Raw genomic sequence first — 25,140 nt, forward strand, 5'->3', positions numbered from 1 at the left:
GCATGGAACGACACATACTTGCTCAGCCTCATCAGCCAAATGCGATAGCCCTGCCGCAAGGGAAAGGGGAAAAGCAGCTTTCTTTCCGAACCTTGGCGTTCGGGAAAGAAGTGTGGATCCGGTCGCCGCTGCGCGGAAGGCCCCGCTTCAGACCGCCTTCTGCTTCAGCTCGCGCTCCAGTTCGTGCGCGTCGAGCCCGGGCACGACCACCGGGGGCTCCGGCACGGTCGAAGGCACCGCGGCGGGCGAACCGATGGCGGCGGCGAGGCGGGAGCGTTCGAAGAGCACCACGACGATCACCGAAATCAGCGCCGGGATCCAGAAGTAGAAGATCCGGAAGATGATCACCGCCGCGATGATCGCGTCCTTCTGGGCGTCGTCGGTGATGTGCATCGCGGTGATGAACACGATCTCGAACACGCCTAGGCCGCCGGGGGCATGCGAGGCGAGCGCCACCGAGAACGAGGCCAGGAAGATCGCGAGCACCGGGATGAAGCCGGGGTTCATCGCATCCGGCAGCGCGAAGTAGATGATGCCGGCCGCGCCCAGAAGCTCCAGCGGTGCCGCCAGCAGTTGGCGGGCCATGATGCCGGGGCGGGGATATTCCAGCTTGAACGCGCGGATGTGCAGCGGCCGCATGTGCAGGATCGAGCCGAGCACGTACAGGGCCACGAAGCCCAGCATGCCGAAGCCGACCACCAGGGCGGTCTTGGGGTCGGTGAGGAAGCCGGGGAGCCTGCCCTCGAGGCGCGTCAGCAGGTTCGGATCCACCACCAGGGTGAAGCCGCCGAGCAGGATCGTGCCGAGGAAGAACGTGAAGGAGCACAGGGCCACCAGCACGGCGACCTGCGCGGCGGAGAGGCCCTTGGCCGTGTAGGCCCGGTAGCGCACCAAGGCGCCGGAGAACACCGACGCGCCGATGTTGTGCGACAGGGCGTAGGTGGTGAAGGAGCAGAGAGAGACGAACAGCCACGAGATGTGGTGCACGCCCAGGTGCAACAGGGCGATCCGATCGTACCAGGCGAGCGCGGCGTAGGCCACGAGGGTCGAGAGTGCTGCGAGCAGGATCCGGTGGGGCGGGATCGCCAGGATCGCGGACCAGATCGCCGCCAGCGATGTCGTCTTCAACTCTTGATAGAGGAAATAGCCCGATATCACGACCGCTGCGAGGCCGATCAACGGCCAGATGAAATCGCTGAGCTTCTTCATGTACACCGACGCCCCGGGGAGAGCCCCTGATGCGCCGCCATGCAACGCGCCGCAAGCGGATCGAGGCCATCCCGATTTCCCTTGTCAGGTGATCGTGACGGTTTCGTGCCGCGTTGCCGACACATCACACACGGACGCTGCGAGCGAGCCGCAGAAGAGGATGCAACGCGTGGGTGCGCGTGCGGCCGGCGAGCGCGTCAGCCCCGGGCGCGGTTGAGCCCGATTCCGTCCATCGCGGCCTGGTCCCGGACCGCCTCCGCGGCGCGCTCCGCGGTACGCTCGCGGTCGTTCAGGATCTCGACCTTCTTGAGTTCCTCGAACGCCTCGCCGAGCTCGGCCTTGGCCTCGGCCAGCTGGCCTTCGAGCGCCTGAGCGGACTGGCGCATGTTGTCCCGTCGGCCGGCGGCGGCGCGGGCGTAGGTCGGGTAGGCGAAATGGCCGACATCGGTGATGCCCGCGCGCGCCTCCTCGACGGCGACCTCGCGGTCGAGTTCCACCGCCATGCGCTGGAAGTCCGCCATCATCATCTCGATCTGGGTCACACGCCGCCGCTTCTCATCAACCTGGAAGCGACGCAGCCGGATCAGCGTGTCACGCGATTTCATTGGGACGCTCACTCCACGCAACGCTCAGGGCCGCGCCAAGGACCATGCCCGGGCCATGCCCCAAACAGGATCGCGAACGCGAACCTGCTCAGACCCTAGTTCCGCATCATCGAATACACCCAAGCGGTTACCGCTTCGCTGCATGATGCCTAGGCTATGCCGACGATCTGGCTAAGCCGTGCGTAACCATCGCCGATGGACGTTGCTTCTTCCTTACCCTGCCCCAGAAAAGCCTCAAGCTGAGGCATGAGCGCCACGGCCTCGTCGACCTCCTGGGATGCGCCCGCCCGGTAGGCGCCCAAGCGGATCAACTCCTCCATGTCGGCGTAGGTGGAGAGCACCCGGCGCGCCCGGCGCACGATCGGCAGGTACGCCGGATCGCAGGAGCGCGGCATCGTCCGGGAGACCGAGCGCAGCACGTTGATCGCCGGATAGCGCCCGCGCTCGGCGATGGCCCGTTCCATGACGATGTGCCCGTCCAGGATGCCGCGGACCGCATCCGCCACCGGCTCGTTGTGGTCGTCGCCCTCGACCAGCACGGTGAACAACGCCGAGATCGTGCCGAGGCCGACGCCGGGTCCCGCGCGCTCCAGCAGGCGCGGCAGCTCGGAGAAGACCGTCGGGGTGTAGCCCTTGGCGGTGGGCGGCTCGCCCGCCGCGAGGCCGATATCGCGCTGGGCCATGGCGAAGCGGGTGATCGAATCGATCATGCACAGCACTTTCGCGCCCTGATCGCGGAAGTGCTCGGCCACCGAAAGGGTCACGTAGGCGGCGTTGCGGCGCATGAGCGCCGGCTCGTCGGAGGTCGCCACCACCACCACCGAGCGGGCGAGGCCGGCGGCGCCGAGGTCGTCCTGCAAAAACTCCTGAACCTCGCGGCCGCGCTCGCCCACGAGGCCGATCACCGCCACGTCGGCGGCGGTGTAGCGGGCGAGCATCGACAGCAGCACCGACTTGCCGACGCCGGAGCCGGCGAAGATGCCCATCCGCTGGCCGGCGCACATGGTCAGAAAGGTGTTGATGCACCGGACCCCGAGATCCAGCGGGCCGCCGACCCGGGTGCGGGCGTGGGCGGGGGGCGGGTCGGCGCGGAGCGAATAGACATCCGGCCCCTGCGGCAGGGGTCCGAGCCCGTCCACGGGCCGGCCCAGGGCGTCGACCACCCGGCCGAGCCAGGCGGCGCAGGGGCGAATGGCTCCGGCCGATTCGTCGCGCACGTAAGCTGGGCAGCCCCGGCGGACGCCCTCCAGGGACCCGAACGGCATCGCCAGAGCGCGGTCGCCCTGGAAACCGATGATCTCGCACGGCACCAGACCGAGGCCGTTGGCGCCTTCCACGTCGATCCGGCCGCCGAGCCGCATGGCCGCCACCGGGCCGGCGACCTCGACCAGCAGGCCGCGGATCGCCACGACCCGGCCGAACGTCTCCAGCACCTCGACGCGGTCGAGGGCGGCCTGGGCCGCGGCGAGACTGGTAACGGACCTTGCCGGATCCTGTGTCATCGGCGTGGCTCTCAACGCTTCGTTTACCGGCCTCCTTAACACTGCGGTCATCGGGCTCGTAGCGGCTCGGTCCGGGCTCCGGCGCCAGCCGGACTTCACGAAGTCGTGCGTCTGTGGCCGCAGGGTCACAGCCGGGACCGGGTCGTTACGGGGGAGACACTTACGTCCAAGCGCGTGGGCGGACCGGTCGCGAACGGAGCGGAATCACGGCCCCGGGCGGGGGTGGAGGGACCTGGTTCCTCCCGCCAAGCTCGGGGCTCGGTGAACGAGACGCTTGCGGGTGGGAATCAGGTTTTGTTAACGATTAATCCATAGCGTTCCACGTCAAGAGCGACGGAGCGCCCGTCCACAGGCCGGTGGCGGGTGTCGGTGGGGACGTGTCTGCGCGCTGATGCGGCCGGCTGGGCTGGGGACCGACGATGCGGGTACTTCTGATCGAGGACGATAGCGCGACAGCGCAGAGCATCGAGTTGATGCTCAAGTCCGAGAACTTCAACACCTATACGACCGACTTGGGCGAAGAGGGCATAGACCTCGGCAAGCTCTACGATTACGACATCATCCTCCTCGACCTGAATCTGCCCGACATGTCGGGCTACGAGGTGCTGCGCAACCTGCGCGTGGCGAAGGTGAAGACGCCGATCCTGATCCTCTCCGGCATGGCCGGGATCGAGGACAAGGTGAAGGGTCTGGGCTTCGGGGCCGACGACTACCTCACCAAGCCGTTCCACAAGGACGAGCTGGTCGCCCGCATCCACGCCATCGTGCGCCGGTCGAAGGGCCACGCCCAGTCTGTGATCACCACCGCCGACCTGATCGTGAACCTCGACCAGAAGACCGTCGAGGTCGGCGGCGCCCGGGTCCACCTCACCGGCAAGGAGTACCAGATGCTGGAACTCCTCTCGCTGCGGAAGGGCACGACGCTCACCAAGGAGATGTTCCTCAACCATCTCTACGGTGGCATGGACGAGCCGGAACTGAAGATCATCGACGTGTTCATCTGCAAGCTGCGCAAGAAGCTCGCCAACGCCAGCCAGGGCAAGAACTACATCGAGACCGTCTGGGGCCGCGGCTACGTGCTGCGCGAGCCGATGGACGCCGAAGAGCGCATGGCGGTCTGATCCACCCGGATCACCGCCACCCTCGAAAAACCCCGTGCGGCTCGGCCGCGCGGGGTTTTCGCTTTTTTTTGGACTTACCGGTTCGGCGCTACCGGACCCCGGTCGCGGAGAAGACTTGGGCCGCCGGCGCCACGACCACGTAGCCGCCGCACGGGGCGGTCCGGGTGATCACCGCGCTGGCGACGCCCCAGACATAGGTCCCGCCGCGATCCTGCGCGACGACCGGGCCACCGGAATCGCCGAAGCAGATCCGGGCGCCGTTCGCCCGGGCGATGGTCAGGCCGGTGTTGCTGGCCGCGACCGGCGTCAGGGTCGCGGTGCGCAGGCGCCCGACGCCCCGCCCGGACAGGCCGGCCCCCGCGATCCGCAGGCTTTTGGGCAAGCGCCGGGGATCGGCCGCGAGCGGCACCGGGCGCCGGTCGCGCACCGGCTCGGTCAGGCGCAGGACTGCGAGGTCGAGGGACAGGTCGGCGAGGCTCACGTCGGGCGCCGCGTTCGGCAGCATCTCGCCGGGATCGGGGCTGTAGCGGGCGGCGACCCGGGCGCCGTAGACCGGACGCGCCGGCTCGGTGCCGCGGAAGAACACAACGAGGGCGCCGAGCGGATCGCCGTTCACGCAATGCGCCGCGGTGAGCACGAGATCCGGGGCGATCAGGATCCCGGTGCAGCGCGTGAGCCGCAGCGCCTCCTCGGGCTGGGTGATGGTGCCGATGGCGACGGTGGCCTGCGCCAGGGCGTCCCGCCCCGCGGGCGCCCCGCCGTCGATGGCGGCGGCCGGCAAGGCCAGGCCGAGCCCCACCGCACAGGTGAATCCGGCCCCGGCGAGCCGCGTTCCGATGGTCCTCGATCTGGTCACGCGCGAACCCTGCTGCCTCAAGCCCCGCTCCAGAGATGCGGCAAGGGCGACCCGGCGCAAGCGGGCGAGAGGACGCGGTCGCCGCGACGACCACGTTGGCGCCGGCCGGATCGCGTGATCAGCCCGCCACGGTCCAGGTGCTGGTCCCGTCCTTGTTGTCCTTCACCGACACGCCCATGGCGGCCAGCGCGTCCCGGGCGCGGTCCGAGGCGGCCCAGTCCTTGGCCGCGCGGGCGGCCTTGCGCTCCGCGATCAGCGCCTCGACGGCGGGCACGTCGACCCCGGACGCCGCGACCTGATCCTGCTCGCGGGCGCTGCGGGTGCGGGCGAGCAGGCCGAACAGGTTCGCGCCGGCCCGCAGGGTCGATCCGTCGTCGGTGAGTGCGTGCAGCGCGTTGATCGCCGCCGGGGTGTTGAGGTCGTCGCAGAGCGCCTCGACCACCGTGCCGGGCGCGGTTTCGGCGGCCGGTTCGTCTCCGGCGGCGTTGTACCAGCGGTCGAGCACCCGGCTCGATTCCTCGAGCCCGCGCAGGGTCCAGTCGATCGGCTGCCGGTAGTGCGTCTTGAGCATGGTCAGGCGCACGACCTCGCCGGGCCAGTCGTTCAGCACGTCGCGGATGGTGATGAAGTTGCCCAGCGACTTGGACATCTTCTCCCCCTCCACCTGGAGGAAGCCGTTGTGCAGCCAGACATTGGCCATCACGGGCGTCCCGAAGCAGCAGCGCGACTGCGCCACCTCGTTCTCGTGGTGGGGGAAGATCAGGTCGATCCCGCCGGCGTGGATGTCGAAGGTCTTGCCGAGGTGCTTGGCCGACATGGCGGAGCACTCGATGTGCCAGCCGGGCCTGCCGGGCTCGGCGATGCCGGCGGGCGACGGCCAGGACGGCTCGCCGGGCTTCGACGGCTTCCACAGCACGAAGTCGAGGGGCGAGCGCTTGTAGGGCGCGACCTCGACCCGGGCGCCGGCCTCCATCTCGTCGAGGGGCCGCTTCGAGAGGCGGCCGTACTCGGGCATGGCCGGCACGTCGAACAGCACGTGCCCCTCCGCCACGTAGGCGTGCCCCCCGGCCACCAGCGCGTCGATCATCGTGCGCATCTCGGCGATGTGATCGGTGGCGCGGGGCTCGATGAAGCGGGGCGGCGCGCCCGGATCGTTCACATCCTCGGGACCGAGGACGCCGAGGTCGCGGATGTCCCGGTGGAACTGCGCGAGCGTGCCGTCGGTGAGTTCCCGGATGGAGATGCCGCGCTCGGCCGCGCGGGCGTTGATCTTGTCGTCCACGTCCGTGACGTTGCGGGCGTAGGTCACATGCGCCGGCCCGTAGAGGTGGCGCAGCAGCCGGAACAGCAGGTCGAAGACGATGATCGGGCGCGCGTTGCCGATATGGGCCGCGTCGTAGACCGTCGGGCCGCAGGCATACATCCGCACCTGGGCGGGATCGATCGGCGCGAACGCCTCCTTGGCACCGCTGAGCGTGTTGTAGAGCCGCAACATCGGCGCCATGAAACTCATCCCCTTCCGGCGCCGCGGCCGAATCCCGGCGCCGCGCCGTCGCCGGAAAACCGGCCCTGCCTTCAACGACCTGCGGGCGCTGCGCCGCGAAGAGCGGCCGAACCGTGACGGCTCGGGTACCGCCGCGGCGGTTCGCTGTTGCACTGCGGCGACGGTGCCGCCCGCCCGATGGGGCTAACGCAAAAGCGTGAGGAATTCGAGATGGTCCGCGCAAGCGGCGGGTAAGCCTTCCTTAACCGCGCCGTCGGACCGTCCGGACCAAGCTCCGCAACCTCAAGATCCTGTGCCCAAGGACGATCCATGCGACGCACGGCCGTTGGTTACTTCGTCATCGCCGCCCTGGCCACGGCCGGCCTGGCGCAGGGCGCGTTCGCCGGCAGCGACGGCGAGACGCCCGCGAAAGTGCCGGCCCATGTCGAGAAGACCTTCCTGATCCCGTCGAGCGACGGCTACGGCGTCGGCGATTGCCTGACGACCCCCGGCAGCGAGTGCGGCCAGGTCGTCGCCAACGCGTGGTGCGAAGCGCAGGGCTACGCCGCCGCCAACACGTACGGGATCGCGGCCGCCGACGAATATACCGGCGCGATCGAACAGCCGATCGCGACCCCGACCGAGCGCCCGATCCGCATCACCTGCCGGGACTGAACGGCGCCCCGGCAGTCCGTCGTCAGCTCTTCACGAACTCCGAGCATTTCGGCGCCGGCTCCGTGCCCCAGGGCGCCAGCGGCACCGCCGAGGTCGAGTTCTTCGGCGAACCCTGCACGACCTTGTCGGAATAGACCATGTAGATCAGCGTGTTGCGCTGGGCATCACAGCCGCGCACGATCTGCATCGACTTGAAGATCAGCGAACGCCGCTCGCTGAACACGACCTCGCCCTGGCTCAGCTTGCCCTTGAAGGCGATCGGCCCGGTCTGGCGGCAGGCCAGCGAGATGTCGGAGACGTCCTCGGCCAGGCCGAGCGTCCCCTTGATGCCGCCCTTCTCAGGCTGCGTATACCAGCAGGCGACCCCCGACACGGCCGGGTCGTCGATGCCGTAGACCACCAGCTTGTCGTTGGGCGTCAGCGGTCGCCAGACCGTGGATTTGGAAAAGATCCGGTCCGGCTCTTCGGCCGAAGCGGGTCCGGCCGCCGACAGGCCGAGGGCAACCAACCCAACATAGGTGAGACTCCGAAACCACATCACGGGTCAATTCCCTGCTCAAGCACGCGGCCCGGATGTAGGAGGGGTGTCACCCGCTTACGAGGGGGCGTACAGTCAAGCTGCTTCGGTCCCGAGGCCGGGGCAGAACAGCGCCAGACCGAGGGGACCACGGCATTCCCGATCACGCGATGCAGCCGATGCTTGACCGCCCGATCGTCCGTTCGCTCGGCCGCCTCATCCTGAGCGCGGCGCTGGCGTGCGGTCTGTCCCTCAGCCTCGACACGGCCCGGGCGCAGGACGCGCCGGCCGGTCCGCCCGTCGTCGGCGAGCCGCGGTCCGGCACGCCGCAACTGCCCTCGCCCACCTGCCGGCGTTACCGGGCGGAACTCGCCTCCGTCCAGACGGGGGCCAGCACCACGCGGGCGCTCAACGACGAGATCGGGCGGCTGGAAGCCTATTTCCGCGGCCTGAACTGCGAGGGCGGCAAGTTCCTGTTCTTCGACACGCGCCCGCCCCAGTGCGGCGCCGTCGAGCAGCGCATCCGCGCGCTCAAGGCCACCTATGGCGGCGCTGTGTTCGACGACAGCGGCGCCCGCAAGCGCGAGCTGCAGGGCCTGGTCGCCGCCAACTGTCCGGCCCGGGAAACCTATGCGGCGAGCGGCGAGAGCTACGCCAAGGGCGGCCCGCAGATGGTCTGCGTGCGCACCTGCGATGGCGGCTTCTTCCCGATGCGCAACCTGCCCGAGGGGCGCGGCGGCGCGGACGAGATGTGCCAGGCGCTCTGCCCCGGCACCGAGGCGCAGGCCTACTCCATGCCGTACGGCGACGAGGCGCTGAAGCACGCTGCCTCGGTGAAGGGCAGCCGCGCCTATGCGAGCCTCGCCAACGCGTTCAAGTTCCGCAAGGAATTCGTCCCGAACTGCTCCTGCAAACCTCAGAACCAGACCTGGGCGCAGTCCCTCGTGAAGGCCGAGAGCATGCTGGTGCGGCACAAGGGCGACATCTTCGTCACGCCCATGCAGGCCGAGGCCCTGTCGCGTCCCAAGGTACGCCTGACCCTGGTCGGCCGGGCCGACCGGACTGCGGCCGAACTCGCCGCCGACGCGGCCGGGCGGGCCGGGGTCGAGATGGGCGCCGGCGCGGCGGGCGGCAAAGCCGACGCGGCTCAGCCGAGTGTCGTGAAGCCCGACCACGTGGCCGTGCGGATCATCGCCCCGGACATGATCGCGGTGCCCCAGCGCCTCACGCCCTGACGGAGTCTTGAGCGGCCGGGGCGGAACCATACGCCGCGCATCGGGTTCGGGTCGGCTCGATCCGATACGAGGCTCCGATGCGGCTGCTGCGACTGATCCTTCTCACCGGCACGGTGCTCCCGGGCCTGACCCTGACGCAGCCCGCGGGCGCATCCCCGAGCCCGATGCTCCTGGCCCAAGGTGGCCCGGCCGAGCGCGGCCCGGACGAGCGCGGCCCGCGCGGCGGCGGCGAGCCACCTCATGGCGGCCCGCGGCCCGAGCGGCCGCCGCAGGAGCGTCCGGCCCCGCCGCCCGGCCCGCCGCCCGCCGCGCGCGAGCGCCCCGAGCCGCGTCCCGAGCGCGCCCCGCCGCCGCGCGAGCGTCCCGAGCCGCCGGCCCAGCGGCAGCCCCAGGCCGAGCCGCCCCCGCGGGAGCGTGCCCCCGAGCAGCGGCCCGCGCCGCGGCCGCCCGCGCAGGAGCGGCAACCGGATCGCCAGCCGGACAGCCGGGACCGCGCGGCACCCGAGCGTCCGGTGCCGGACCAGAAGCGCGCGCCCGATCGTCCCGGGCCGGACCGCGGCAATCCCGACCGGCCGCCCGCGCAGCGCGATCCGTCGCCCGCGCAGCGGGGGGATCCCGAACGTCCGGTGCAGCCGCAGCGCGGGCCCGATCAGGACCGCCGCCTGCGGGATCAGGACCGTCCGGCGCCGGACGCACCGGAGCAACCGCAGCGCGGCCCCGATCGCAATCGCCGGGGGCTGGATCAGGACCGCGCCCCCCCCGGGGGCGCGCCGGATAACCCAGCGCAGCGCCGTGAGGGCGCTCCCGACCGCGAGGCCCCGACCCAGCGTCCCGGCGGGCCCGGCGCGGCACCGCCGCCGCCCAACGCCGCGCCCGGCGCGCCGGGCCGTCCGGTCCAGCGCCCGGACGCACAGCCCGGCGCCGAGCCCGGACGCCCTGCCCCGCCCAATACGGCGCCCGGCGTACCCGGCCGTCCGGTGCAGCGCCTCGATTCTCAGCAGCCCGGTGCGGAGCCGGGACGACCGATGCCGCCCAACATGGCGCCGGGGGTGCCCGGCCGTCCCGTGCAGCCGCCCGGACAGGCGCCGGGCGCGCCTGTCCCGCCCCCGCCCCCCGGTGCGCAACCGGGCCAGCCGCCCGCCGGCGGTCCGGCGGCGCGCGGCGTGTTCAACGCGCCGGGCCAGCCCGGCTACGTCCCCGGCGGCTTCCGCGCGGACGACGACGTGCGCGACTACGACCAGGTCCGCCGCGACCGGCGTGAGTTCAGCGAGGGCGGCCGGACGTACTACCGGGAGCCCGGCCGCATCATCGTCCGCGACCGCGACGGCTACCTGATCCGTCACGACGAGAACGAGCGGTTCCGGGACCTCGACCCGCGCGGCTTCCGCTCCGAGCGGCGGGGCGCCGACTTCTACAGCTTCATCGACCGGCCGGGCGGCGAGCAGATCGTCACCGTCACGGACGACGACGGGCGGATGCTGCGCCGCTACCGCCGCTTCCGCGACGGCCGCGAGGTGGTGATCATCGACAACAGCTACGCCGGCCCGCCGCGCCCGATCTACGACGACGTGGTCGTGCTGCCCCCCCCCGACATCCGCATCCCCCGCGACCGGTACGTGGTGGAGTACGAGCAGGCGGACGAGGGCGCAGTCTACGAGGCGCTGACGGCCCCGCCTGTGGTCGCCGTGGACCGCCGCTACACCCTGGACCAGGTCCGCTACAGCCCGGACCTGCGCGCCCGGATGCGCTCGGTGGACATCGACACGATCACCTTCGACACGGCCTCGTTCACGGTGACGCCGGACCAGGCGGCCCGGCTGTCGGTGATCGCCGCGGCGATCAACCGGGCGATCCGCGCCAACCCGCAGGAGGTCTTTTTGATCGAAGGCTACACCGACGCGGTGGGGTCCGACATCGACAACCTGTCCCTGTCGGACCGCCGGGCGCAGTCGGTGGCGACGGTGCTGACCCAGCAGTTCCAGGTCCCGCCGGAGAACCTCACCACCCAGGGCTACGGCGAGCAGTACCTGAAGGTGAACACGCAGAACGCCGCCCGGGAGAACCGCCGCGTCACGGTCCGGCGGATCACGCCGCTGCTGCAGCAGGGGACGGCGCAGGGGGCTCCGCCGCCGCGCTGAGCGGACTGACGCCATTGACCGCGTCGGGCCGGAACGATGCGCCCGCCGCGGTTGACGTCATGGCTCACGCGTCCCACCACCGGGCGAAGCTGGCGGCGCGGGACGGTTCATGGAGAGCGACGACAACGGGCGGCTGATCCGGTCGGGGACGCCGGTGTTCCGCCGCACCGCGCTGGCGCTGGCGGCGGCCGGGTTCTCGACCTTCGCGGTGCTCTACGCGGTGCAACCGCTGCTGCCGATTTTTTCGGATGCGTTCGGCGTCTCGCCGGCCGAGAGCAGCCTCGCTTTGTCCCTCCCCTGCGGGTTGCTGGCGGTGGCGCTCCTGGTGGTGAGCCCGCTCTCGGAGATCTGGGGCCGCAAGCCGGTGATGCTCGCCTCTCTGTTCGCGTCCGCGGTGCTGACCATCGTGGCCGCCCTGGTGCCGGGCTGGCACGGGTTCCTAGTCCTGCGGGCGCTCTCCGGCTTGACCGCGAGCGGCCTGCCCGCGGTGGCGATGGCCTATCTCGCCGAGGAGATGGACACGCAGGCGATCGGCCTCTCGATGGGGCTCCTGGTCGGCGGCAACGCGCTGGGGGGCATGTCCGGCCGGCTGATCAGCGGCGTGATGGCCGACCACATGAACTGGCGGATCGGCCTCGCCACGATCGGCGGGCTCGCCCTCGTCGCGGCCTTCGCGTTCTGGCGCTGGCTGCCGCCCGCGCGCAACTTCGTGCCGCGCCGGATGGCCTGGCGCGACGTGCCGGGCTCCTTCGGCCACCATGTCCGCGACGCCGGGCTGCCGTGGCTGTTCGCCGAGGCGGTCCTGCTGATGGGCGGCTTCGTCTGCATCTACAATTACATCGGCTTCCGCCTGCTCGATCCGCCGTTCTCCCTGAGCCAGACGGTGATCGGCCTGATCTTTTCCGTCTACATTGCCGGCATGGTGAGCAGCCCGGTCACCGGCGAGTTGGCGAGCCGGTTCGGCCGGCGGCGGGTGCTGTGGGTCGCCACCGGGGTCGGGCTGGTCGGGATCCTGATGACGGCGGCCGACAACCTGCTGCTGATCGTCGCCGGGATCGTGGTCGTGACGATCGGCTTCTTCGGCGCGCATTCGGTGGCGAGCAGCTGGGTCGGCCGGCGGGCGCTCCGCGACCGGGCCCAGGCCTCCTCGATCTACCTGTGCCTGTACTACCTGGGCTCGTCGGTGCTCGGCACCGCGGGCGGCTGGTTCTTCGCGCATTCCGGCTGGACCGGCGTGGTGCTGTTCGTGGGCACCCTCTACGGTCTGGCCCTCGCCATCGCGATTCGGCTCTCGCGCCTGGCGCCGCTGCCGAGCTGAGGACTTCGTGATGAGTACGCGCACCCATTCCGGCCACGTCGTCGATCAGTTCGGCGCCCAGGCCTCGGCCTACGTGACGAGCGCGGTCCATGCCGTCGGCGCCGACCTGGACCGGATCGGCGCTCTCGTTCGCGGACTGCAAGGCGCGTCGGTGCTCGATCTCGGCTGCGGCGGCGGCCACGTGGCGTTCGCGGCGGCGGCGGCGGGGGCTTCGGTCACGGCCTACGACCTCTCCGCCGAGATGCTGGCGGCGGTCACCGCCGAGGCCGAACGGCGCGGCCTCGACCGGATCGAGACCCGCCAGGGCGCCGCCGAGGCGCTGCCTTTCCCGGACGCCGCCTTCGACGCGGTGCTGACCCGCTACAGCGCCCACCACTGGCGCGACGTCCCCGCCGCCCTGGCGGAGGCGCGCCGGGTGCTGGCGCCGGACGGCCTGTTCGTGGTCTGCGATATCGTCGCGCCGGAGGAGCCCCTGCTCGACACCCACCTCCAGGCGGTGGAGCTGCTGCGCGATCCCTCGCATGTGCGCGACTACCGGGTCTCGGAATGGCGCGCGATGCTGGAGACGGCCGGCCTCGTCCCGGGCGACACGCGAGCCTACCGGCCGCGAATGGAATTCGCGAGCTGGATCGCCCGGATGCGCACGCCGGAGGTCAACGTCGCGGCGATCCGCGCCCTCCAGGGCTCGGCGCCGGTCGAAATCGCCGCGCATTTTGCCATCGAGGCCGACGGCAGCTTCCTGCTGGATTCCGTGCTGATCGAGGCGCGCCCGCGCTGAGAACCTGTTCTACGTCGCGATCTCGGTCGAAGGACGATTGTCCCAAGCGCGCCCTCACCTTGAGGTAGCGTCGCCCTCGAAGGAGCCCTCCAGAACCCGCGCGATCCCGGGAGGCATCCTTCGAGGCCCGCTGGCGCGAGCGCTTCAGGGCGAAGGTCGGACGAACGGACCAATCACGCTCTGAAGCTCTGTCGAAGGCTTAGCCGTTGAACGGTCCGGCCCCCGGCCCCATGTTGAAAAGCCGTGTCATCAGAGGAAGCCCGGCCCGCGCTGCGGGATCGCGGCTCTGCAAGCCCGCCTGCTCGAGCTCGTCACCGTCGTCCTGCTGATCGCGCTGAACGGCGTCTTCGCTCTCTCCGAGCTGGCGGTGGTCTCGTCGCGCAAGAGCCGTCTGCGCGCGTACGCGGATGCCCGCCGGCCGGGGGCGAAGGCGGCCCTGGCGCTCGCCGAGGAGCCGGGACGCTTCCTCTCCACGGTCCAGATCGGCATCACGCTGATCGGCATCCTGTCGGGCGTCGTCTCGGGGGCGGCGCTGGGCGACCGCCTGGCGCTGACGCTGATCGACCTCGGCCTGCCGAAGGGCTGGGCCGACACGCTGGGCTACACGCTGGTGATCGGGGTGATCACCTACCTGTCGGTGATCATCGGCGAGTTGGTCCCGAAGCACCTTGCCCTGCGCAACCCCGAGGGGATCGCCTGCGCGGTGGCGCCCGGCATGCGCCTCGTCGCCCGGGCGGCCCTGCCGGCGGTGTGGCTGCTCGACGCCTCGACCCGGGCGGTGTTCCGCCTGATCGGCCAGGAGACCGAGAGCGCGAGCGCCGTCACCGAGGAGGAGATCCGCAGCCTCGTGGCCGAGGCCGAGACGGCCGGGATCATCGAGGGTGGCGAGCGCGCGATGATCTCCGGCGTGCTGCGGCTCGGCGACCGGCTGGTGCGCGGCGTCATGACCCCGCGCACCGAGGTCGTGTGGCTCGACCTCTCGGACGACCCCGAGACCATCCGGGCGCGCCTGCTGGCGAGCCCCCATGCCCGGCTGCCGGTGGCCGATGGCGGGCCGGACGCGATGATCGGCGTCGTGCAGGTGCGCGACCTGATCGGCCCGCTCTCCCGGGGCGAGCCCCTGGACCTGCGGGCGCATGTCCGCCGGGCCCCGGTGCTGCCCGATACCCTGGACGCGCTCGATGCCCTGGACGCCCTGCGCAAGGGTACCGTGCCGATGGCCCTGGTCCACGATGAGTACGGCCATTTCGACGGGCTCGTGACCCCCGCCGACATCCTCGATGCCATCGCGGGCGCATTCCACTCCGAATCCGTGGAGCCGGACGCGGTGCGCCGCCCGGACGGGTCCTGGCTGATCGCCGGGTCGATGCCGGCCGACGAGATGGCCGACCAGCTCGGCCTGCGCCTACCGCCCTCACGCGACTACGCCACGGCCGCCGGCCTCGTCATCGCGGCGTTCCAGCGCCTGCCGGAGACCGGCGAGACCTGCGACATCGCCGGCTGGCGCTTCGAGGTGGTGGATCTCGACGGCCGCCGCGTGGACAAGCTGCTGGCGACGCGGCTCGAAGAGCCGGAGGTGGAGTAGGCGCTACGCCGCCTCGCCGGCGAGGCGACGTGCCGCCCGTTCGCGGCCGATCAGCGGCAGCAGCCCGGCGAGGTCCGGCCCATGCTCCAGCCCGGTGAGCGCGAGGCGCAGCGGCATGAAAAGCGCCCGCCCCTTCGCGCCGGTGCGGCTGCGGATCTCTGTGGTCCAGGCTCTCCAGGTCTCGGGGCCGAACGGCTCCGGCGGCAGCGTCTCGCGGGCCGCCGCGATCACGGCCTCCTCGGTGAGGACCGGATCGATCGGACCGGTCACCACGCGCCACCAGTCGCCCGCCTCCGAGACCCGGCCGAGATTGGGCTGCACCGCCCGCCAGAACGCCTCCGCCGTCTCGGCCGGGATGCCGAGGGCGGTGAGGCGCGGGGCGACCTCGGCGTACGGCATGGCGTGGACGAGGCGGGCGTTGAGCCCGTCGAGTTCGGTGGGGTCGAACCGGGCCGGCGCCCGGGAGATCTCGCCGAGATCGACGAGGCTCGCCAGCGTGTCGAGGTCGGGCACCGCCCGCACGGATTCGGCCGAGCCGGTCAGCACCGCCAGCGAGCGCACGGCCGCCGGCTCGTATCCGGCCTCGCGCAGGCCGCGCAGCGACAGGTGGCCGAGCCGTTTCGACAGCCCCTCCCCGTCCGCGGTGGTCAGCAGGTTGTGGTGGCCGAAGACCGGGACCGTGGCGCCGAGCGCCTCGAAGATCTGCACCTGCACGCCGGTGTTGGTGACGTGGTCCTCGCCGCGGATCACGTGGGTGATGCCGAGGTCGGCATCGTCCACCACGGAGGGCAGCGTGTAGAGGTAGCTGCCGTTGGCGCGGATCAGCACCGGGTCAGACAGCGACGCGCAATCGACATGCGCCGGCCCGCGCACGAGGTCGTCCCAGTTCACGGTCCGCGCCTCCAGCAGGAAGCGCCAATGCGGCCGGCGGCCCTCCGCCTCCAGGGCGGCGCGGTCCTCGGCGGTGAGCTGCAGCGCCGCCCGGTCGTAGATCGGCGGCTGGCCGCGGCCGAGTTGGCGCTTGCGCCGGCGCTCGAGCTCCTCCTGCGTCTCGTAGCAGGGATAGAGCCGCCCCGCCGCGCGCAAGGTGTCGGCGGCGGCGTCGTGCTGGACCTTGCGGTCGCTCTGGCGGGCGAACAGGTCCCAGGTGATGCCGAGCCAGGCGAGATCCTCCTGGATCGCCCCGGCGAACGTTTCGGTCGAGCGCTCGGCGTCGGTGTCGTCGAGGCGCAGCAGGAAGCGGCCGCCCGCCTTGCGCGCGAACAGCGCGTTGAGCAGAGCCGGGCGGGCGTTGCCGATATGCAGGTAGCCGGTGGGCGAGGGAGCGAAGCGGACGAGCGTCATGATCCGCTCTGTAGCCGATCTGCGGGCGGTTTTGCGCGTCCCTTCGCGCATGGGTGACGCGAACCGCCCGTGGCCCCGCCTTCGGCCCGCTACACAGCGCCGGCAAAACCCGTCAGAACGCCACGCTTGGCGCTGAGCGGGATGAGCTTGATGGACGAGACGGCCGATATCGTGGTGGTCGGCGGCGGGATGGTCGGGCTGGCCTGCGCCATCGCGCTCAAGGATCGCGGCCTCGACGTGGTCCTGTGCGATCCCGGCGAGGCCCGGGCCCGGACCTCCTACGGCAATGCCGGCGTGGTCAGCCGCGGCTCGATCCTGCCGATGTCGAGCCCGGCCCTGTGGGGCAAGCTCCCGGCCTACCTGCGCAACGCCGACCGGGGCCTGCGCCTGCGCTACGCCCACCTGCCGCGGATCCTCCCCTACACGGCGCATTTCCTGGCGAGCGCCCGGGCCTCGCGCTGGCGCCGGGCCGCCGCCGCCCTGCTGCCGCTGACGAGCGCCGCCTACCCGGCCCATGAACGGCTGGCCGCGAGGGCCGGCACCAGCGAGCGGCTGCAGCGGACCGGTTGGATCAAGGCCTACCGCACCGAGGCCGCCTTCGAGGCCGCCGCGCTGGAGCGGGAGATCCTGTCCGGGCACGGGGTGGCGTTCGACATCCTCGACACGGCGGGGATCCGCGATCTGGAGCCCGCCCTGGTGCGCCCCTACGCCCGGGCGATGCTGCTCACCGAGACCGGATCGGTGCGCGAGCCCGGCCGCCTGATCGAGGCCTGCGAGGCGCTGTTCGCCGGCCTGGGCGGAAGGCGGCTGCGCGGCAGCGTCGAAAGCCTGTCGCCGGAGGCCGAGGGCTGGCGCGTCATCCACGAGACCGGCGCGGTGCGGTCCAGGCAGGTCGTGCTGGCGGCGGGCGCCGCCTCCGGGTCGATCGCGAGAAGTCTGGGCTACCGTTTCGCGGTCGCGGCCGAGCGCGGCTACCATCGTCACTACGCCCTGCACCCGGACAGCTCGCCCCTGACCCGCCCCGTGCTCGACACGGGTGCGGGCTCGATCCTGTCGCCGATGGGCGATCACCGGGTGCGGGTGCTGTCGGGCGTCGAACTCAACGCCCGCGACGCCGCCCCGGACCACACCCAGATCGAGGCGGCCTCCCGCGAGGCGGGGGAGACCCTGCGTCTCGGCGGCCCCCTCGACAACGAGCCCTGGCTCGGCTCGCGCCCGTCCACCCCGGACGGCATGCCGGTGATCGGCCCGGCGCCGCGCCACACGGGCCTGCTGTTTGCGTTCGGCCACGGCCATATCGGCCTGTCCACCGGGCCGATCACCGGCGAGATCGTGGCCGACCTCGCCACCGGCCGGACCCCCGCGGTCCCGGTCGCGCCCTTCGCGCCCCAGCGCCTGCTGGGCTGGCCGCGCCTGCTGTGACGCTCAGCGCCAGTCGTAGGGATCGTACGGCTCCAGGGCCGCCCGGATCTGCCGCAGGGCCGCCGGCTGGCGCTGGAGATCGGCCTCCCGGGCGAGCGCGCGCAGGAACGCCCGCGGGCCGTGTTCCAGGTCCCGGGCCAGGCCGTCGTAGCGTTCGGCCGGCTCGACATGGGGCGGGTCGACGGTGACGCGGTAGTCGAGGCCGCAGGTCGGCGGATCGATGCCGAGCCGGTAGCAGATCTGCACCCGGGCGAAGGGCTCCCCGGGGCGGCGCACGACCCGGTAGCCGCCGCGCGTGAAGGCGCCGCCGGTGGCGCGCTCGGCATAGGCGAGGATCCGGTCCACCGTCGCCAGACTTTCCGTCTGCCGCGTGCGCACGAGGTCGATCGCGGCCCGTTCCGTGGGCAGGAACGGCTGCGCATCGGCGCCGGAGGCGGCCGATGCGATCAGCAATGCGAGGGCGAGACGTCTCACGGCTTCCTCATGCAGACGGCCACCGGCTGGGCATCCTTGGCGGCCTTGGCGGTCATGTCGAGGCAGCCGACCGTGGCGATGCCGTCGGTGACGGTCACGGACGGCACCACCGCCATGCCCCGGCAATAGGCGCCGATCAGGTCCTCGTCGCGGTGGCAGGCGACGTCGAGGCGCACAAGCGCGTTCATCGGCGGCCCGGCAGGCCCGGTGGCGCCTTCGATGCCACGATCCCCCGCGGGGCCGCGCGCGCCGGTGGCGCCGTTCAGCCCCGGCGGGCCCTGTGGACCCGGCGGTCCCTGGTCGCCCTTGGGCCCGGGCGGACCCGCCGGCCCCGGCTTCGGGGCGTCGCCGCAGCCGGCGAGCGCGAGGACCGCGATCAGCCCGGCGAGGCGCGCGGCTGTCCTGGGGAATGTCATGTGGTTCTCCGGCCGGGCGCGCCGCCGACGAAGTGGCGCCGGGCGGCCCGGAATCAATGGCGGCCCTCGCCTGGGCAGCCGCATCCCGGCCTTTTTATGCAACCTTTAGTAGAATATCTGCTTCCGCAGCGATCTTCTTGGTCGCATTAAGCTTTTCGAAAATCATTAGTTACACATCTGGACATGTGCTGGTCTTCGAGCGGCAGTTTGACTCCATGTCTCGGCGAGTACAAATAATACCCGAAACGAAACCTACCTCAGGTTGCCTCTCGAACCGTTTTTTGCGGGATGCGGGCGGGGCGGCCGCGGTGGAGTTCGCGTTGGTGGCCCTGCCGTTCCTGGCGCTGGTCGGCGCCGTCTTCCAGATCGCCTTCCAGATCTGGGCCACCCAGAACTTCGATCGCGCCCTGCAGAACGCGGTCCGGACGATCTTCACCGGGCAATTCCAGGCCGCCAACGCCGGCCAGACCGACGCCGCCACCCTGCTGGGCTCGCTGAAGACGACGATGTGCGGCACCGGCGCCGGCACCATCCCGACAATCTTCAACTGCCAGAACATCAAGATCGACGTCGCCACCGCCAGTACGCTCGCCGGCGCCAGCGCGGCGACGCCGATCAATGCCGCGACGGGCACGTGGAACACCAGCTTCGGCACGAACTACGCCTGCGCCAAGCCGGGCACGATCGTGATCGTGACCGCGGCGGTGCAGTTCCCGACCCTGTTCAACCTGATGGGTCTCGGCACCCGACAGTTCACCACCGGCGCCGGGGCCGGATCCAGCCTGCTCACGTCGACGGCGGTGTTCCGCACGGAGCCCTATCAGATCACCGGGACGAGCCCGTGCTGAGGTCCCTCGCACGCAAGGCGGCCGCGCTGCGCCGGGACCGGCGGGCCAGCGCGCTGGTGGAATTCGCCGTGATCCTGCCGGTGCTGCTGTCGATCTGGGCCGGCATGACCGAGATCGCCCACGCCATCGACGAGTGGCGCAAGCTGACCCTGCTCGCCCGCACCGTGGCCGACCTCACCGCCCAAGGCGACACGCAGAACCCGATCGGCACGCCGCTGATGACCGACATCGTCGCCTCCGCCGCAAAGGTGATGCGCCCGTTCGACACCAGCACCGTCCAGATCGTGGTCAGCGCGATGGGTGTCGATCTCAAGCGACTGAACCTGGTCCCGCAGGTCTGCTCCAGCGTCGCCAACGCCAACGCCAAGCCCCGGGCCGCCGGCACCGCCACCGACCTGCTCGTACCGGCGGGCTACCAGACCTCTGGGATGCGCTACGTGCTGGCCGAAGTCAGCATCAGCTACACGCCGATGATCGGCTCGGCCCTGGTCAAGCTGGTCAAGGGCGTCGGCAACACGATCACCCTCTCGGCCTCCGTCCCGTGGCCGACCCGCGGCGGCACGACCTACGGGTCGAACACCTACACCGAGGTCATCCTACCGGGCACCACCCAGAAGGCATGCGATGCCCCGTTACTCTGATCGCGCCAGCCGGCCAGGGTGGCTCGGCTTCGCGCAGGGACGCGGCGGCAACGTCGCGGTCCTGTTCGCCTTCCTGAGCGTACCGATGCTGATGTTCACGGGCGCGGCCATCGATTACGGCTTCGCGACCCGGCTCGAGACCAAGCTGCAGGCCGCGACCGACGCCACGGCGCTGCTCCTGTGCCAGACGCCGCTCACCACATCGAACGCCGACCTCAACCTGAAAGCCCAGGCGGCGATGACCGGCGCCATGGGGGTGGCCAACCTCGTGGTCGATCCTCTCACGATCACCAGCAACCCGCGCCAGATCACCCTGACCGCCCACAAGCTCTCGACGGTGTTCTTCGGCAAGGTCACGGGGACGAACCGCATCAACCCGGGCGCCACCGCCCAATGCGCCACGCCGCTGCCCAAGACCTTCGAGATCGCGCTGGTCCTCGACAACACCGGCTCGATGTCCGCGTCGAGCGGCGGCCAGTCGAAGCTCCAGGCGGTGCAGAGCGCAGCCACCGACTTCGTCAACTACGTCTACACCAACGCGGCCTTCTCCAGCGCGACGCGGATCTCGATCGTGCCGTTCGCCGGCGCCGTGGCGGTCGATCCGACCGCCTTCCGGTACGCATCCTGGATCGACCAGACCGGGCAGTCCAGCTACCACTGGACCAACGTCCTCCAGCCTGCCGTATCGAACTTCAAGAGCCGGTTCGACATCTTCGCCAAGCTCCAGGGCGTCTATTCCGGCTGGGGTTGGGGCGGCTGCCTCGAAACCCTGCCCTACCCGCTCAACGTCCAGGACGGCGCGCCGACCATCGGCAACAAGGATTCCTACTTCGTGCCGCTGTTCGCCCCCGATGAGCCGGGCGATTCCAGCACGACCTTCGCAGCATATTCAGTAAACAAGTACACGACCTATTACAGCTTCAACAGCTACATCGATGACGACAACGGCAACTGCCCGCCGCTCGCGAGCGGAACGTCTTTCAACACTGCCGAAGGCCAGGCGTGCAAATACGTCAAACCGCAGAACGCTGCGCCGACGTCGCTGAATACCAAGACGGGCATCCCCAGCGGGCCGAATTTCGGATGCACGACCCAGCCGCTCCTACGGCTCACGAGCAACACCAGCGCGCTCAAGACCCTGATCGGCCAGATGGCACCGCTGGGTGCAACCAACATCCACGAGGGCTTCATGTGGGGCTGGCGGACGCTCTCGCCGAAGAGCGTCTTCGCCGACACGAACCCGCCCGCCGCCTACGCGTCGAGTTCCAACAGCTCGAACGCGACGACGATCAACAAGATCATCATCCTGATGACCGACGGCGAGAACAGCTGGACGGCCAACTCGAACGCGCCCAACGGGTCGCTCTACTTCGCCGCCGGCTATTTCCAGAACGCCAACGGCACCAACCCGAACGGCCGGTTGCCCGCCACCAACCAGAACGTCTCGGACGCCGCCGGCGCCCGCAACGCGCTCGACGCCCTCACCGCGGAAGCCTGCAAGAACGCGAAGGCGGTCAACATCTCGATCTACACGATCGGCTTCAGCGTCCCGGCCGACCCGATCGACGCCGCGGGACAGACGCTCCTGAAAAACTGCGCGACGAATCCGGGCCAGTTCTACCTGGCCAACACGTCGGACGACCTGATCAAGGCGTTCCAGCAGATCCGGGCGAGCATCGGCGCGCTGCGGCTGACGCAGTAAGTTCGGGATCCGAACCGCCCCCTCAATCGTCCCGATACACCTTCTCCCGGCGCTCGTGCCGCTCCTGGGCTTCGAGCGACAGGGTGGCGATCGGCCGGGCATCGAGGCGGCGGAGCGAGATCGGCTCGCCGGTCTCCTCGCAGAAGCCGTAGGACCCGTCCTCGAGGCGGGCGAGCGCCGCGTCGATCTTGCCGGTCAACTTGCGCTGGCGGTCGCGCGCCCGCAGCTCGATCGCCCGGTCGGTCTCCGAGGAGGCTCGGTCGGCGAGATCGGGGTGGTTCTCGTTCTCGCTCTGCAGCGCGACGAGCGTATCCTGCGCCTCACGCAGGATGTCGCTCTTCCAGCTCAGGAGCTTGCGCCGGAAGTACTCACGCTGCCGGTCGTTCATGAAGGGCTCGTCGTCGGACGGGACGTAGCCGTCCTCCAGCGTCACCTTCGCCATGCGTCACCCTCGCTGGATCGTAACCGCCCACCAGGGGATGGCCGGTGTGCGGCGATAACGTGAGGTGCCGTATAGTCGAGGTGCTTAATCGCGACAACGCGCAGCGTTGCAGGGCTTGGATGTTGTCTCGAATGCGTGGCCCCCTGCGGCAAACAAGCCACGGTCTAGAGCGTCCAGTTCAAAGCTGGTGGCCGGCATTTCAAAAAAGGTGTTGGAAAATCAAGGGCCGAGCGCATCACCCTGTTCCGGTATCCGGGACGGGACGGCCGGGCTTAGTCCGCCGAAAACGTCCGCAGGTGAACGATCGCGGCGGCAATCTCGTCCGTCAACGCTCGGGCGAGCGGCAGCCGATAGTGAGTTTGATCGAAAAACAGATCCGGATTGCCGGCGTCCGGTCGCCCGGCACGTCCATCGATGACCGTATTCAGCGGATGAACGGCGAGCGCCGATCGGACTTCGGCGCGACAAGCCGCCTCGGCCGCAGCCCGCGGGCTCCCGGCCGGCGGCTCGGCGCGGGCGTAGACCGGCGGAAACACCACCACCACGGCGGTCCTGGGCGGGATCCGAGCCAGTTCGGCGCGCAACCGGTCGGCCACCGGGAACGGCCCGCCGTGGTGCGGCTCGGCCTCGGGGCCGACCGGCCGCTCCAGCGCCGCCTTCTTGGCCGGATCACGGCCGAACCCCTGGCTCAGGTAGTTCGGCTCGTAATCCCACCAGCCGTCGGACGCGGCCTGCTTGCGGCGCGGGTTCAGGAGCCAGCCGAGGCGGTTGATCGTCTCCTGCGCGGCTGTGAAGCGCAGCAGCCCCTTGAGATAAGCCTGCCAGTCGCCGAGCAGCCAGTACGGGAAGCCGTGCTCGCTCGGGAATGACGGGTCGTCGGAGCACCAGAACGCATCGGCCGACAGCACGATCGCCTCGGGCCGGGCGTGGTGCTTCAGATACCAATCCAGCAACGCGAATTGCTCGGACGGCCCGGTGGCCGGCACCGACAGCTGCACGAACGGGATGCCGGTGAGCCGGGTCAGCGAAGCGGGCTCGATCAACTGGATGTGGGAATTGCCGATCACAGCACCCGCATAGGCCGGGTCACGGCCGCGCACAGCCGAGGCGGTGCGCGGGCCCTGCGGGCGGACGGCGCCGCGGGACACGAGCGTCGAGCGGCCGGTATCGTAGGGATCGACCAGCACCGCCAGGCCGAGATAGGCCGCAAACAGCCCGACCATCGCCAGCAGCACGGTACGGACGAAAGCGCGCCAGGCCCGATCCTGTGGGGGGTGAGCGAGCGCCATCCTCAGAACTGGAAATAGATGAACTCGTAGTTCGCATCGTCCCCGATCTTCAGGAGGACGACGACGAACAGGAGCGCGAAACCGAAGGCCAGGATGCGCCTGGGCGGCAGGCGGTGCACCGCCGCCCAGGCGGTCGGGCCCACCATGGCGACCAGGGCCGCCACCGCGATGGTGCGCCACTTGAAGCCCGAGCCGTGGGGCGCGAGCCCGGACAGGCCCTTGAAGATCACGAGCGCCGCCTCGAAGCTCGTCGCCCGGAAAAGCACCCAGGTCAGCATCACGAACAGGCTGGTGAGCAGCCAGCCGAGCGGCACCGGCACGCTCAGGCGCGCCCGGCGGGCCAGGAGCCCGGCACCGAGGCCGAGCCCGTGCAGGGCGCCCCAGGCCAGGAAGGTCAGGCCCGCCCCGTGCCACAGGCCGCCCAGCGTCATGGTGGCGGCCAGCGCCCCGACCCGGCGCGGCAGGCCGCGCCGGTTCCCGCCCATGGGGATGTAGAGGTAGTCGCGCAGGAACCGCGACAGGGTCATGTGCCAGCGGCGCCAGAAGTCACGCAGCGAGGTGGCGCGATAGGGCGCATCGAAATTCTGCGGCAGGACCAACCCGAACAGCAGCGCGATGCCGAGCGCCATGTCGGTGTAGCCGGAGAAGTCGAAATAGATCTGGAAGGTGAAGCCCAGGGTCGCCTGCCACGCCTCCGCGACGGTGACGACCTTGCCGGCGGCCGCCGCCTGGAACACCGGGTTCACGTAAGCCGCGAGCGGATCGCCCAAAAACACCTTCTTGGCGAGACCGACCGTGAGCAGCATCAGCCCGCGCGCGAAGCGCTCGGTGGCGTCGGGCCGCGCGTAGGGCCGCTCGTCGAACTGGTGCATGATCTCGCTCCAGCGCACGAGCGGGCCGGCGAGAACCTGCGGGAAGAACGCGATGTAGAGCGCGTATCGGGTCAGCCCGAAGGCCGGCGCCCGGCCGGCCCGCAGGTCGGCGAGGTACATGATGTGGTGGAAGGTGAAGAACGAGATGCCGAGCGGCAGGGCCAGCCCGAGGCGCGGCGCCTCCAGGCCCGGGATCAGGTTGGCGAGGTCGGCGAAGAAGTCGAGGTACTTGAACACCCCGAGCAACGCCAGGTTGGCCGCGATCGCCCCCGGGATCAGCCAGCGCCCGGGCCGGCGCCGATAGACCCACGCCACGCACCAATTCGCCAGGATCGAGCCGGCGAGCAGCGGCACGAACCGGACATCCCACCACCCGTAGAACACGAACGACAGGACCACCAGCAGCGGCAGCCGCCAGGCCGGCGCCGCGCGCTCCACCAGCGCGTGCAGGATCAGCGCGGCCGGCAGGAAGGCGAGGAGGAAGACGAAGGAGTTGAACAGCATCGGGCGGGGCGGCGCGGAGGGGAAGGATGGGCCGCCGGTCTCTCCGGGCGCGAGGCGCCCGCCTTGTCGGGGATCGCGGCGGGCCCGTCAATCGCCGACGCTCACCCCGCCAGGGCGATCGCTTGAAAGGAATGGATTTCGGTGTTGCCTTTTGCGTGATTCAC

23 protein-coding genes are annotated in these 25,140 nt (G+C 70.6%); 11 read left to right on the forward strand and 12 right to left on the reverse strand.

Annotated features, from left to right (window positions below):
• Positions 1-147: 147 nt before the first annotated feature.
• The 3 genes from MFF40_RS26480 to fliI all read right to left on the reverse strand — a co-directional run bounded on the left by MFF40_RS26480 (position 148) and on the right by fliI (position 3,316).
• Positions 148-1,209 carry a lysylphosphatidylglycerol synthase domain-containing protein gene (locus MFF40_RS26480; RefSeq protein WP_147855970.1) on the reverse strand — a complete coding sequence of 354 codons (1,062 nt, stop codon included), beginning with the start codon at positions 1,207-1,209 and terminating at the stop codon, positions 148-150.
• A gap of 197 nt (positions 1,210-1,406) precedes the next feature.
• Positions 1,407-1,814: a flagellar export protein FliJ gene (fliJ, locus tag MFF40_RS26485; RefSeq protein WP_147855971.1), complete on the reverse strand. Its 408-nt coding sequence runs from the start codon at positions 1,812-1,814 to the stop codon at positions 1,407-1,409.
• 149 nt (positions 1,815-1,963) lie between these two features.
• The gene (fliI, locus tag MFF40_RS26490; RefSeq protein ID WP_147898705.1) at positions 1,964-3,316 is read right to left on the reverse strand and encodes a flagellar protein export ATPase FliI; all 1,353 of its coding nucleotides are present in this window, start codon (positions 3,314-3,316) and stop codon (positions 1,964-1,966) included.
• Between the two features lie 419 nt (positions 3,317-3,735).
• On the opposite strand from fliI, the gene ctrA reads away from it, so the two are divergent.
• Positions 3,736-4,437, forward strand: a complete 702-nt coding sequence (ctrA, locus tag MFF40_RS26495) for a response regulator transcription factor CtrA (protein WP_147857559.1) — start codon at positions 3,736-3,738, stop codon at positions 4,435-4,437.
• Positions 4,438-4,525: 88 nt separating this feature from the next.
• On the opposite strand, the gene MFF40_RS26500 is transcribed toward ctrA, so the two are convergent.
• Positions 4,526-5,293 (reverse strand): trypsin-like serine protease, encoded by a 768-nt coding sequence (locus MFF40_RS26500; RefSeq protein WP_238262882.1) that lies wholly within the window; start codon positions 5,291-5,293, stop codon positions 4,526-4,528.
• A gap of 118 nt (positions 5,294-5,411) precedes the next feature.
• Positions 5,412-6,797: a cysteine--tRNA ligase gene (cysS, locus tag MFF40_RS26505; protein WP_238262884.1), complete on the reverse strand. Its 1,386-nt coding sequence runs from the start codon at positions 6,795-6,797 to the stop codon at positions 5,412-5,414.
• Positions 6,798-7,106: 309 nt separating this feature from the next.
• Between cysS and MFF40_RS26510 the strand changes: the two genes are divergently transcribed.
• The gene (locus tag MFF40_RS26510) at positions 7,107-7,451 is read left to right on the forward strand and encodes a hypothetical protein (protein ID WP_147857165.1); all 345 of its coding nucleotides are present in this window, start codon (positions 7,107-7,109) and stop codon (positions 7,449-7,451) included.
• A 22-nt stretch (positions 7,452-7,473) separates the two neighbouring features.
• Here MFF40_RS26510 and MFF40_RS26515 read toward each other — a convergent pair whose 3' ends face one another.
• The gene (locus MFF40_RS26515; RefSeq protein ID WP_187277912.1) at positions 7,474-7,989 is read right to left on the reverse strand and encodes a CreA family protein; all 516 of its coding nucleotides are present in this window, start codon (positions 7,987-7,989) and stop codon (positions 7,474-7,476) included.
• 158 nt (positions 7,990-8,147) lie between these two features.
• On the opposite strand from MFF40_RS26515, the gene MFF40_RS26520 reads away from it, so the two are divergent.
• The 5 genes from MFF40_RS26520 (at position 8,148) to MFF40_RS26540 (ending at position 15,022) form a co-directional block, all read left to right on the forward strand.
• Positions 8,148-9,203: a DUF2865 domain-containing protein gene (locus tag MFF40_RS26520; protein ID WP_147898708.1), complete on the forward strand. Its 1,056-nt coding sequence runs from the start codon at positions 8,148-8,150 to the stop codon at positions 9,201-9,203.
• Between the two features lie 77 nt (positions 9,204-9,280).
• A complete protein-coding gene (locus MFF40_RS26525) occupies positions 9,281-11,341 on the forward strand; it encodes an OmpA family protein (RefSeq protein WP_238262887.1) in 2,061 nt (686 codons plus the stop codon).
• A gap of 109 nt (positions 11,342-11,450) precedes the next feature.
• Positions 11,451-12,659 carry an MFS transporter gene (locus MFF40_RS26530; protein ID WP_238262889.1) on the forward strand — a complete coding sequence of 403 codons (1,209 nt, stop codon included), beginning with the start codon at positions 11,451-11,453 and terminating at the stop codon, positions 12,657-12,659.
• A gap of 10 nt (positions 12,660-12,669) precedes the next feature.
• Positions 12,670-13,437, forward strand: a complete 768-nt coding sequence (locus MFF40_RS26535) for a class I SAM-dependent methyltransferase (RefSeq protein WP_147855802.1) — start codon at positions 12,670-12,672, stop codon at positions 13,435-13,437.
• A gap of 298 nt (positions 13,438-13,735) precedes the next feature.
• On the forward strand, positions 13,736-15,022 hold the full coding sequence (locus MFF40_RS26540) for a hemolysin family protein (protein ID WP_147855803.1): 1,287 nt from the start codon (positions 13,736-13,738) through the stop codon (positions 15,020-15,022).
• 3 nt (positions 15,023-15,025) lie between these two features.
• Here the strand turns inward: MFF40_RS26540 and gltX are convergent, their stop codons facing one another.
• Positions 15,026-16,366, reverse strand: coding sequence for a glutamate--tRNA ligase (gene gltX / locus MFF40_RS26545; protein ID WP_147855804.1), 1,341 nt, complete (start codon positions 16,364-16,366; stop codon positions 15,026-15,028).
• Between the two features lie 150 nt (positions 16,367-16,516).
• Between gltX and MFF40_RS26550 the strand changes: the two genes are divergently transcribed.
• On the forward strand, positions 16,517-17,788 hold the full coding sequence (locus MFF40_RS26550) for an NAD(P)/FAD-dependent oxidoreductase (RefSeq protein WP_238262891.1): 1,272 nt from the start codon (positions 16,517-16,519) through the stop codon (positions 17,786-17,788).
• Between the two features lie 3 nt (positions 17,789-17,791).
• Here the strand turns inward: MFF40_RS26550 and MFF40_RS26555 are convergent, their stop codons facing one another.
• Complete coding sequence (locus tag MFF40_RS26555) at positions 17,792-18,262, reverse strand: hypothetical protein (RefSeq protein WP_147857601.1); 471 nt, start codon at positions 18,260-18,262, stop codon at positions 17,792-17,794.
• On the reverse strand, positions 18,259-18,678 hold the full coding sequence (locus MFF40_RS26560) for a hypothetical protein (RefSeq protein ID WP_238262892.1): 420 nt from the start codon (positions 18,676-18,678) through the stop codon (positions 18,259-18,261). Before MFF40_RS26560 ends, MFF40_RS26555 begins: the two co-directional genes overlap by 4 nt.
• A gap of 308 nt (positions 18,679-18,986) precedes the next feature.
• On the opposite strand from MFF40_RS26560, the gene MFF40_RS26565 reads away from it, so the two are divergent.
• The 3 genes from MFF40_RS26565 to MFF40_RS26575 are packed head-to-tail and all read left to right on the forward strand — an operon-like array spanning position 18,987 to position 21,869.
• The gene (locus MFF40_RS26565) at positions 18,987-19,526 is read left to right on the forward strand and encodes a TadE/TadG family type IV pilus assembly protein (RefSeq protein WP_238262894.1); all 540 of its coding nucleotides are present in this window, start codon (positions 18,987-18,989) and stop codon (positions 19,524-19,526) included.
• Complete coding sequence (locus MFF40_RS26570; RefSeq protein ID WP_147856094.1) at positions 19,520-20,167, forward strand: TadE/TadG family type IV pilus assembly protein; 648 nt, start codon at positions 19,520-19,522, stop codon at positions 20,165-20,167. The genes MFF40_RS26565 and MFF40_RS26570 overlap by 7 nt, the downstream gene beginning before the upstream one ends.
• A complete protein-coding gene (locus MFF40_RS26575; RefSeq protein WP_238262896.1) occupies positions 20,151-21,869 on the forward strand; it encodes a TadE/TadG family type IV pilus assembly protein in 1,719 nt (572 codons plus the stop codon). Before MFF40_RS26570 ends, MFF40_RS26575 begins: the two co-directional genes overlap by 17 nt.
• 22 nt (positions 21,870-21,891) lie before the next feature.
• Here the strand turns inward: MFF40_RS26575 and dksA are convergent, their stop codons facing one another.
• From dksA to MFF40_RS26590, 3 genes are all read right to left on the reverse strand, one after another.
• Complete coding sequence (gene dksA / locus MFF40_RS26580) at positions 21,892-22,311, reverse strand: RNA polymerase-binding protein DksA (protein ID WP_050733124.1); 420 nt, start codon at positions 22,309-22,311, stop codon at positions 21,892-21,894.
• Positions 22,312-22,583: 272 nt separating this feature from the next.
• Complete coding sequence (locus MFF40_RS26585) at positions 22,584-23,600, reverse strand: hypothetical protein (protein WP_238262898.1); 1,017 nt, start codon at positions 23,598-23,600, stop codon at positions 22,584-22,586.
• 2 nt (positions 23,601-23,602) lie between these two features.
• Positions 23,603-24,976: an MBOAT family O-acyltransferase gene (locus MFF40_RS26590; RefSeq protein WP_238262900.1), complete on the reverse strand. Its 1,374-nt coding sequence runs from the start codon at positions 24,974-24,976 to the stop codon at positions 23,603-23,605.
• Between the last annotated feature and the right edge of the window lie 164 nt (positions 24,977-25,140).

Source organism: Methylobacterium mesophilicum (assembly GCF_022179445.1).
Classification (GTDB): Bacteria; Pseudomonadota; Alphaproteobacteria; order Rhizobiales; family Beijerinckiaceae; genus Methylobacterium; species Methylobacterium mesophilicum.

Bases quoted from the DNA above. Each gene is read 5' to 3' on its own strand.
- MFF40_RS26585 (WP_238262898.1), bottom strand. From the start codon at position 23,600: ATGGCGCTCGCTCACCCCCCACAGGATCGGGCCTGGCGCGCTTTCGTC.
- MFF40_RS26590 (WP_238262900.1), bottom strand. From the start codon at position 24,976: ATGCTGTTCAACTCCTTCGTCTTCCTCCTCGCCTTCCTGCCGGCCGCG.
- cysS (WP_238262884.1), bottom strand. From the start codon at position 6,797: ATGGCGCCGATGTTGCGGCTCTACAACACGCTCAGCGGTGCCAAGGAG.
- MFF40_RS26575 (WP_238262896.1), top strand. From the start codon at position 20,151: ATGCCCCGTTACTCTGATCGCGCCAGCCGGCCAGGGTGGCTCGGCTTC.
- MFF40_RS26525 (WP_238262887.1), top strand. From the start codon at position 9,281: ATGCGGCTGCTGCGACTGATCCTTCTCACCGGCACGGTGCTCCCGGGC.
- fliJ (WP_147855971.1), bottom strand. From the start codon at position 1,814: ATGAAATCGCGTGACACGCTGATCCGGCTGCGTCGCTTCCAGGTTGAT.
- MFF40_RS26560 (WP_238262892.1), bottom strand. From the start codon at position 18,678: ATGACATTCCCCAGGACAGCCGCGCGCCTCGCCGGGCTGATCGCGGTC.
- fliI (WP_147898705.1), bottom strand. From the start codon at position 3,316: ATGACACAGGATCCGGCAAGGTCCGTTACCAGTCTCGCCGCGGCCCAG.
- ctrA (WP_147857559.1), top strand. From the start codon at position 3,736: ATGCGGGTACTTCTGATCGAGGACGATAGCGCGACAGCGCAGAGCATC.
- MFF40_RS26550 (WP_238262891.1), top strand. From the start codon at position 16,517: ATGGACGAGACGGCCGATATCGTGGTGGTCGGCGGCGGGATGGTCGGG.
- MFF40_RS26535 (WP_147855802.1), top strand. From the start codon at position 12,670: ATGAGTACGCGCACCCATTCCGGCCACGTCGTCGATCAGTTCGGCGCC.
- MFF40_RS26510 (WP_147857165.1), top strand. From the start codon at position 7,107: ATGCGACGCACGGCCGTTGGTTACTTCGTCATCGCCGCCCTGGCCACG.
- MFF40_RS26530 (WP_238262889.1), top strand. From the start codon at position 11,451: ATGGAGAGCGACGACAACGGGCGGCTGATCCGGTCGGGGACGCCGGTG.
- gltX (WP_147855804.1), bottom strand. From the start codon at position 16,366: ATGACGCTCGTCCGCTTCGCTCCCTCGCCCACCGGCTACCTGCATATC.
- dksA (WP_050733124.1), bottom strand. From the start codon at position 22,311: ATGGCGAAGGTGACGCTGGAGGACGGCTACGTCCCGTCCGACGACGAG.
- MFF40_RS26480 (WP_147855970.1), bottom strand. From the start codon at position 1,209: ATGAAGAAGCTCAGCGATTTCATCTGGCCGTTGATCGGCCTCGCAGCG.
- MFF40_RS26520 (WP_147898708.1), top strand. From the start codon at position 8,148: ATGCTTGACCGCCCGATCGTCCGTTCGCTCGGCCGCCTCATCCTGAGC.
- MFF40_RS26515 (WP_187277912.1), bottom strand. From the start codon at position 7,989: ATGTGGTTTCGGAGTCTCACCTATGTTGGGTTGGTTGCCCTCGGCCTG.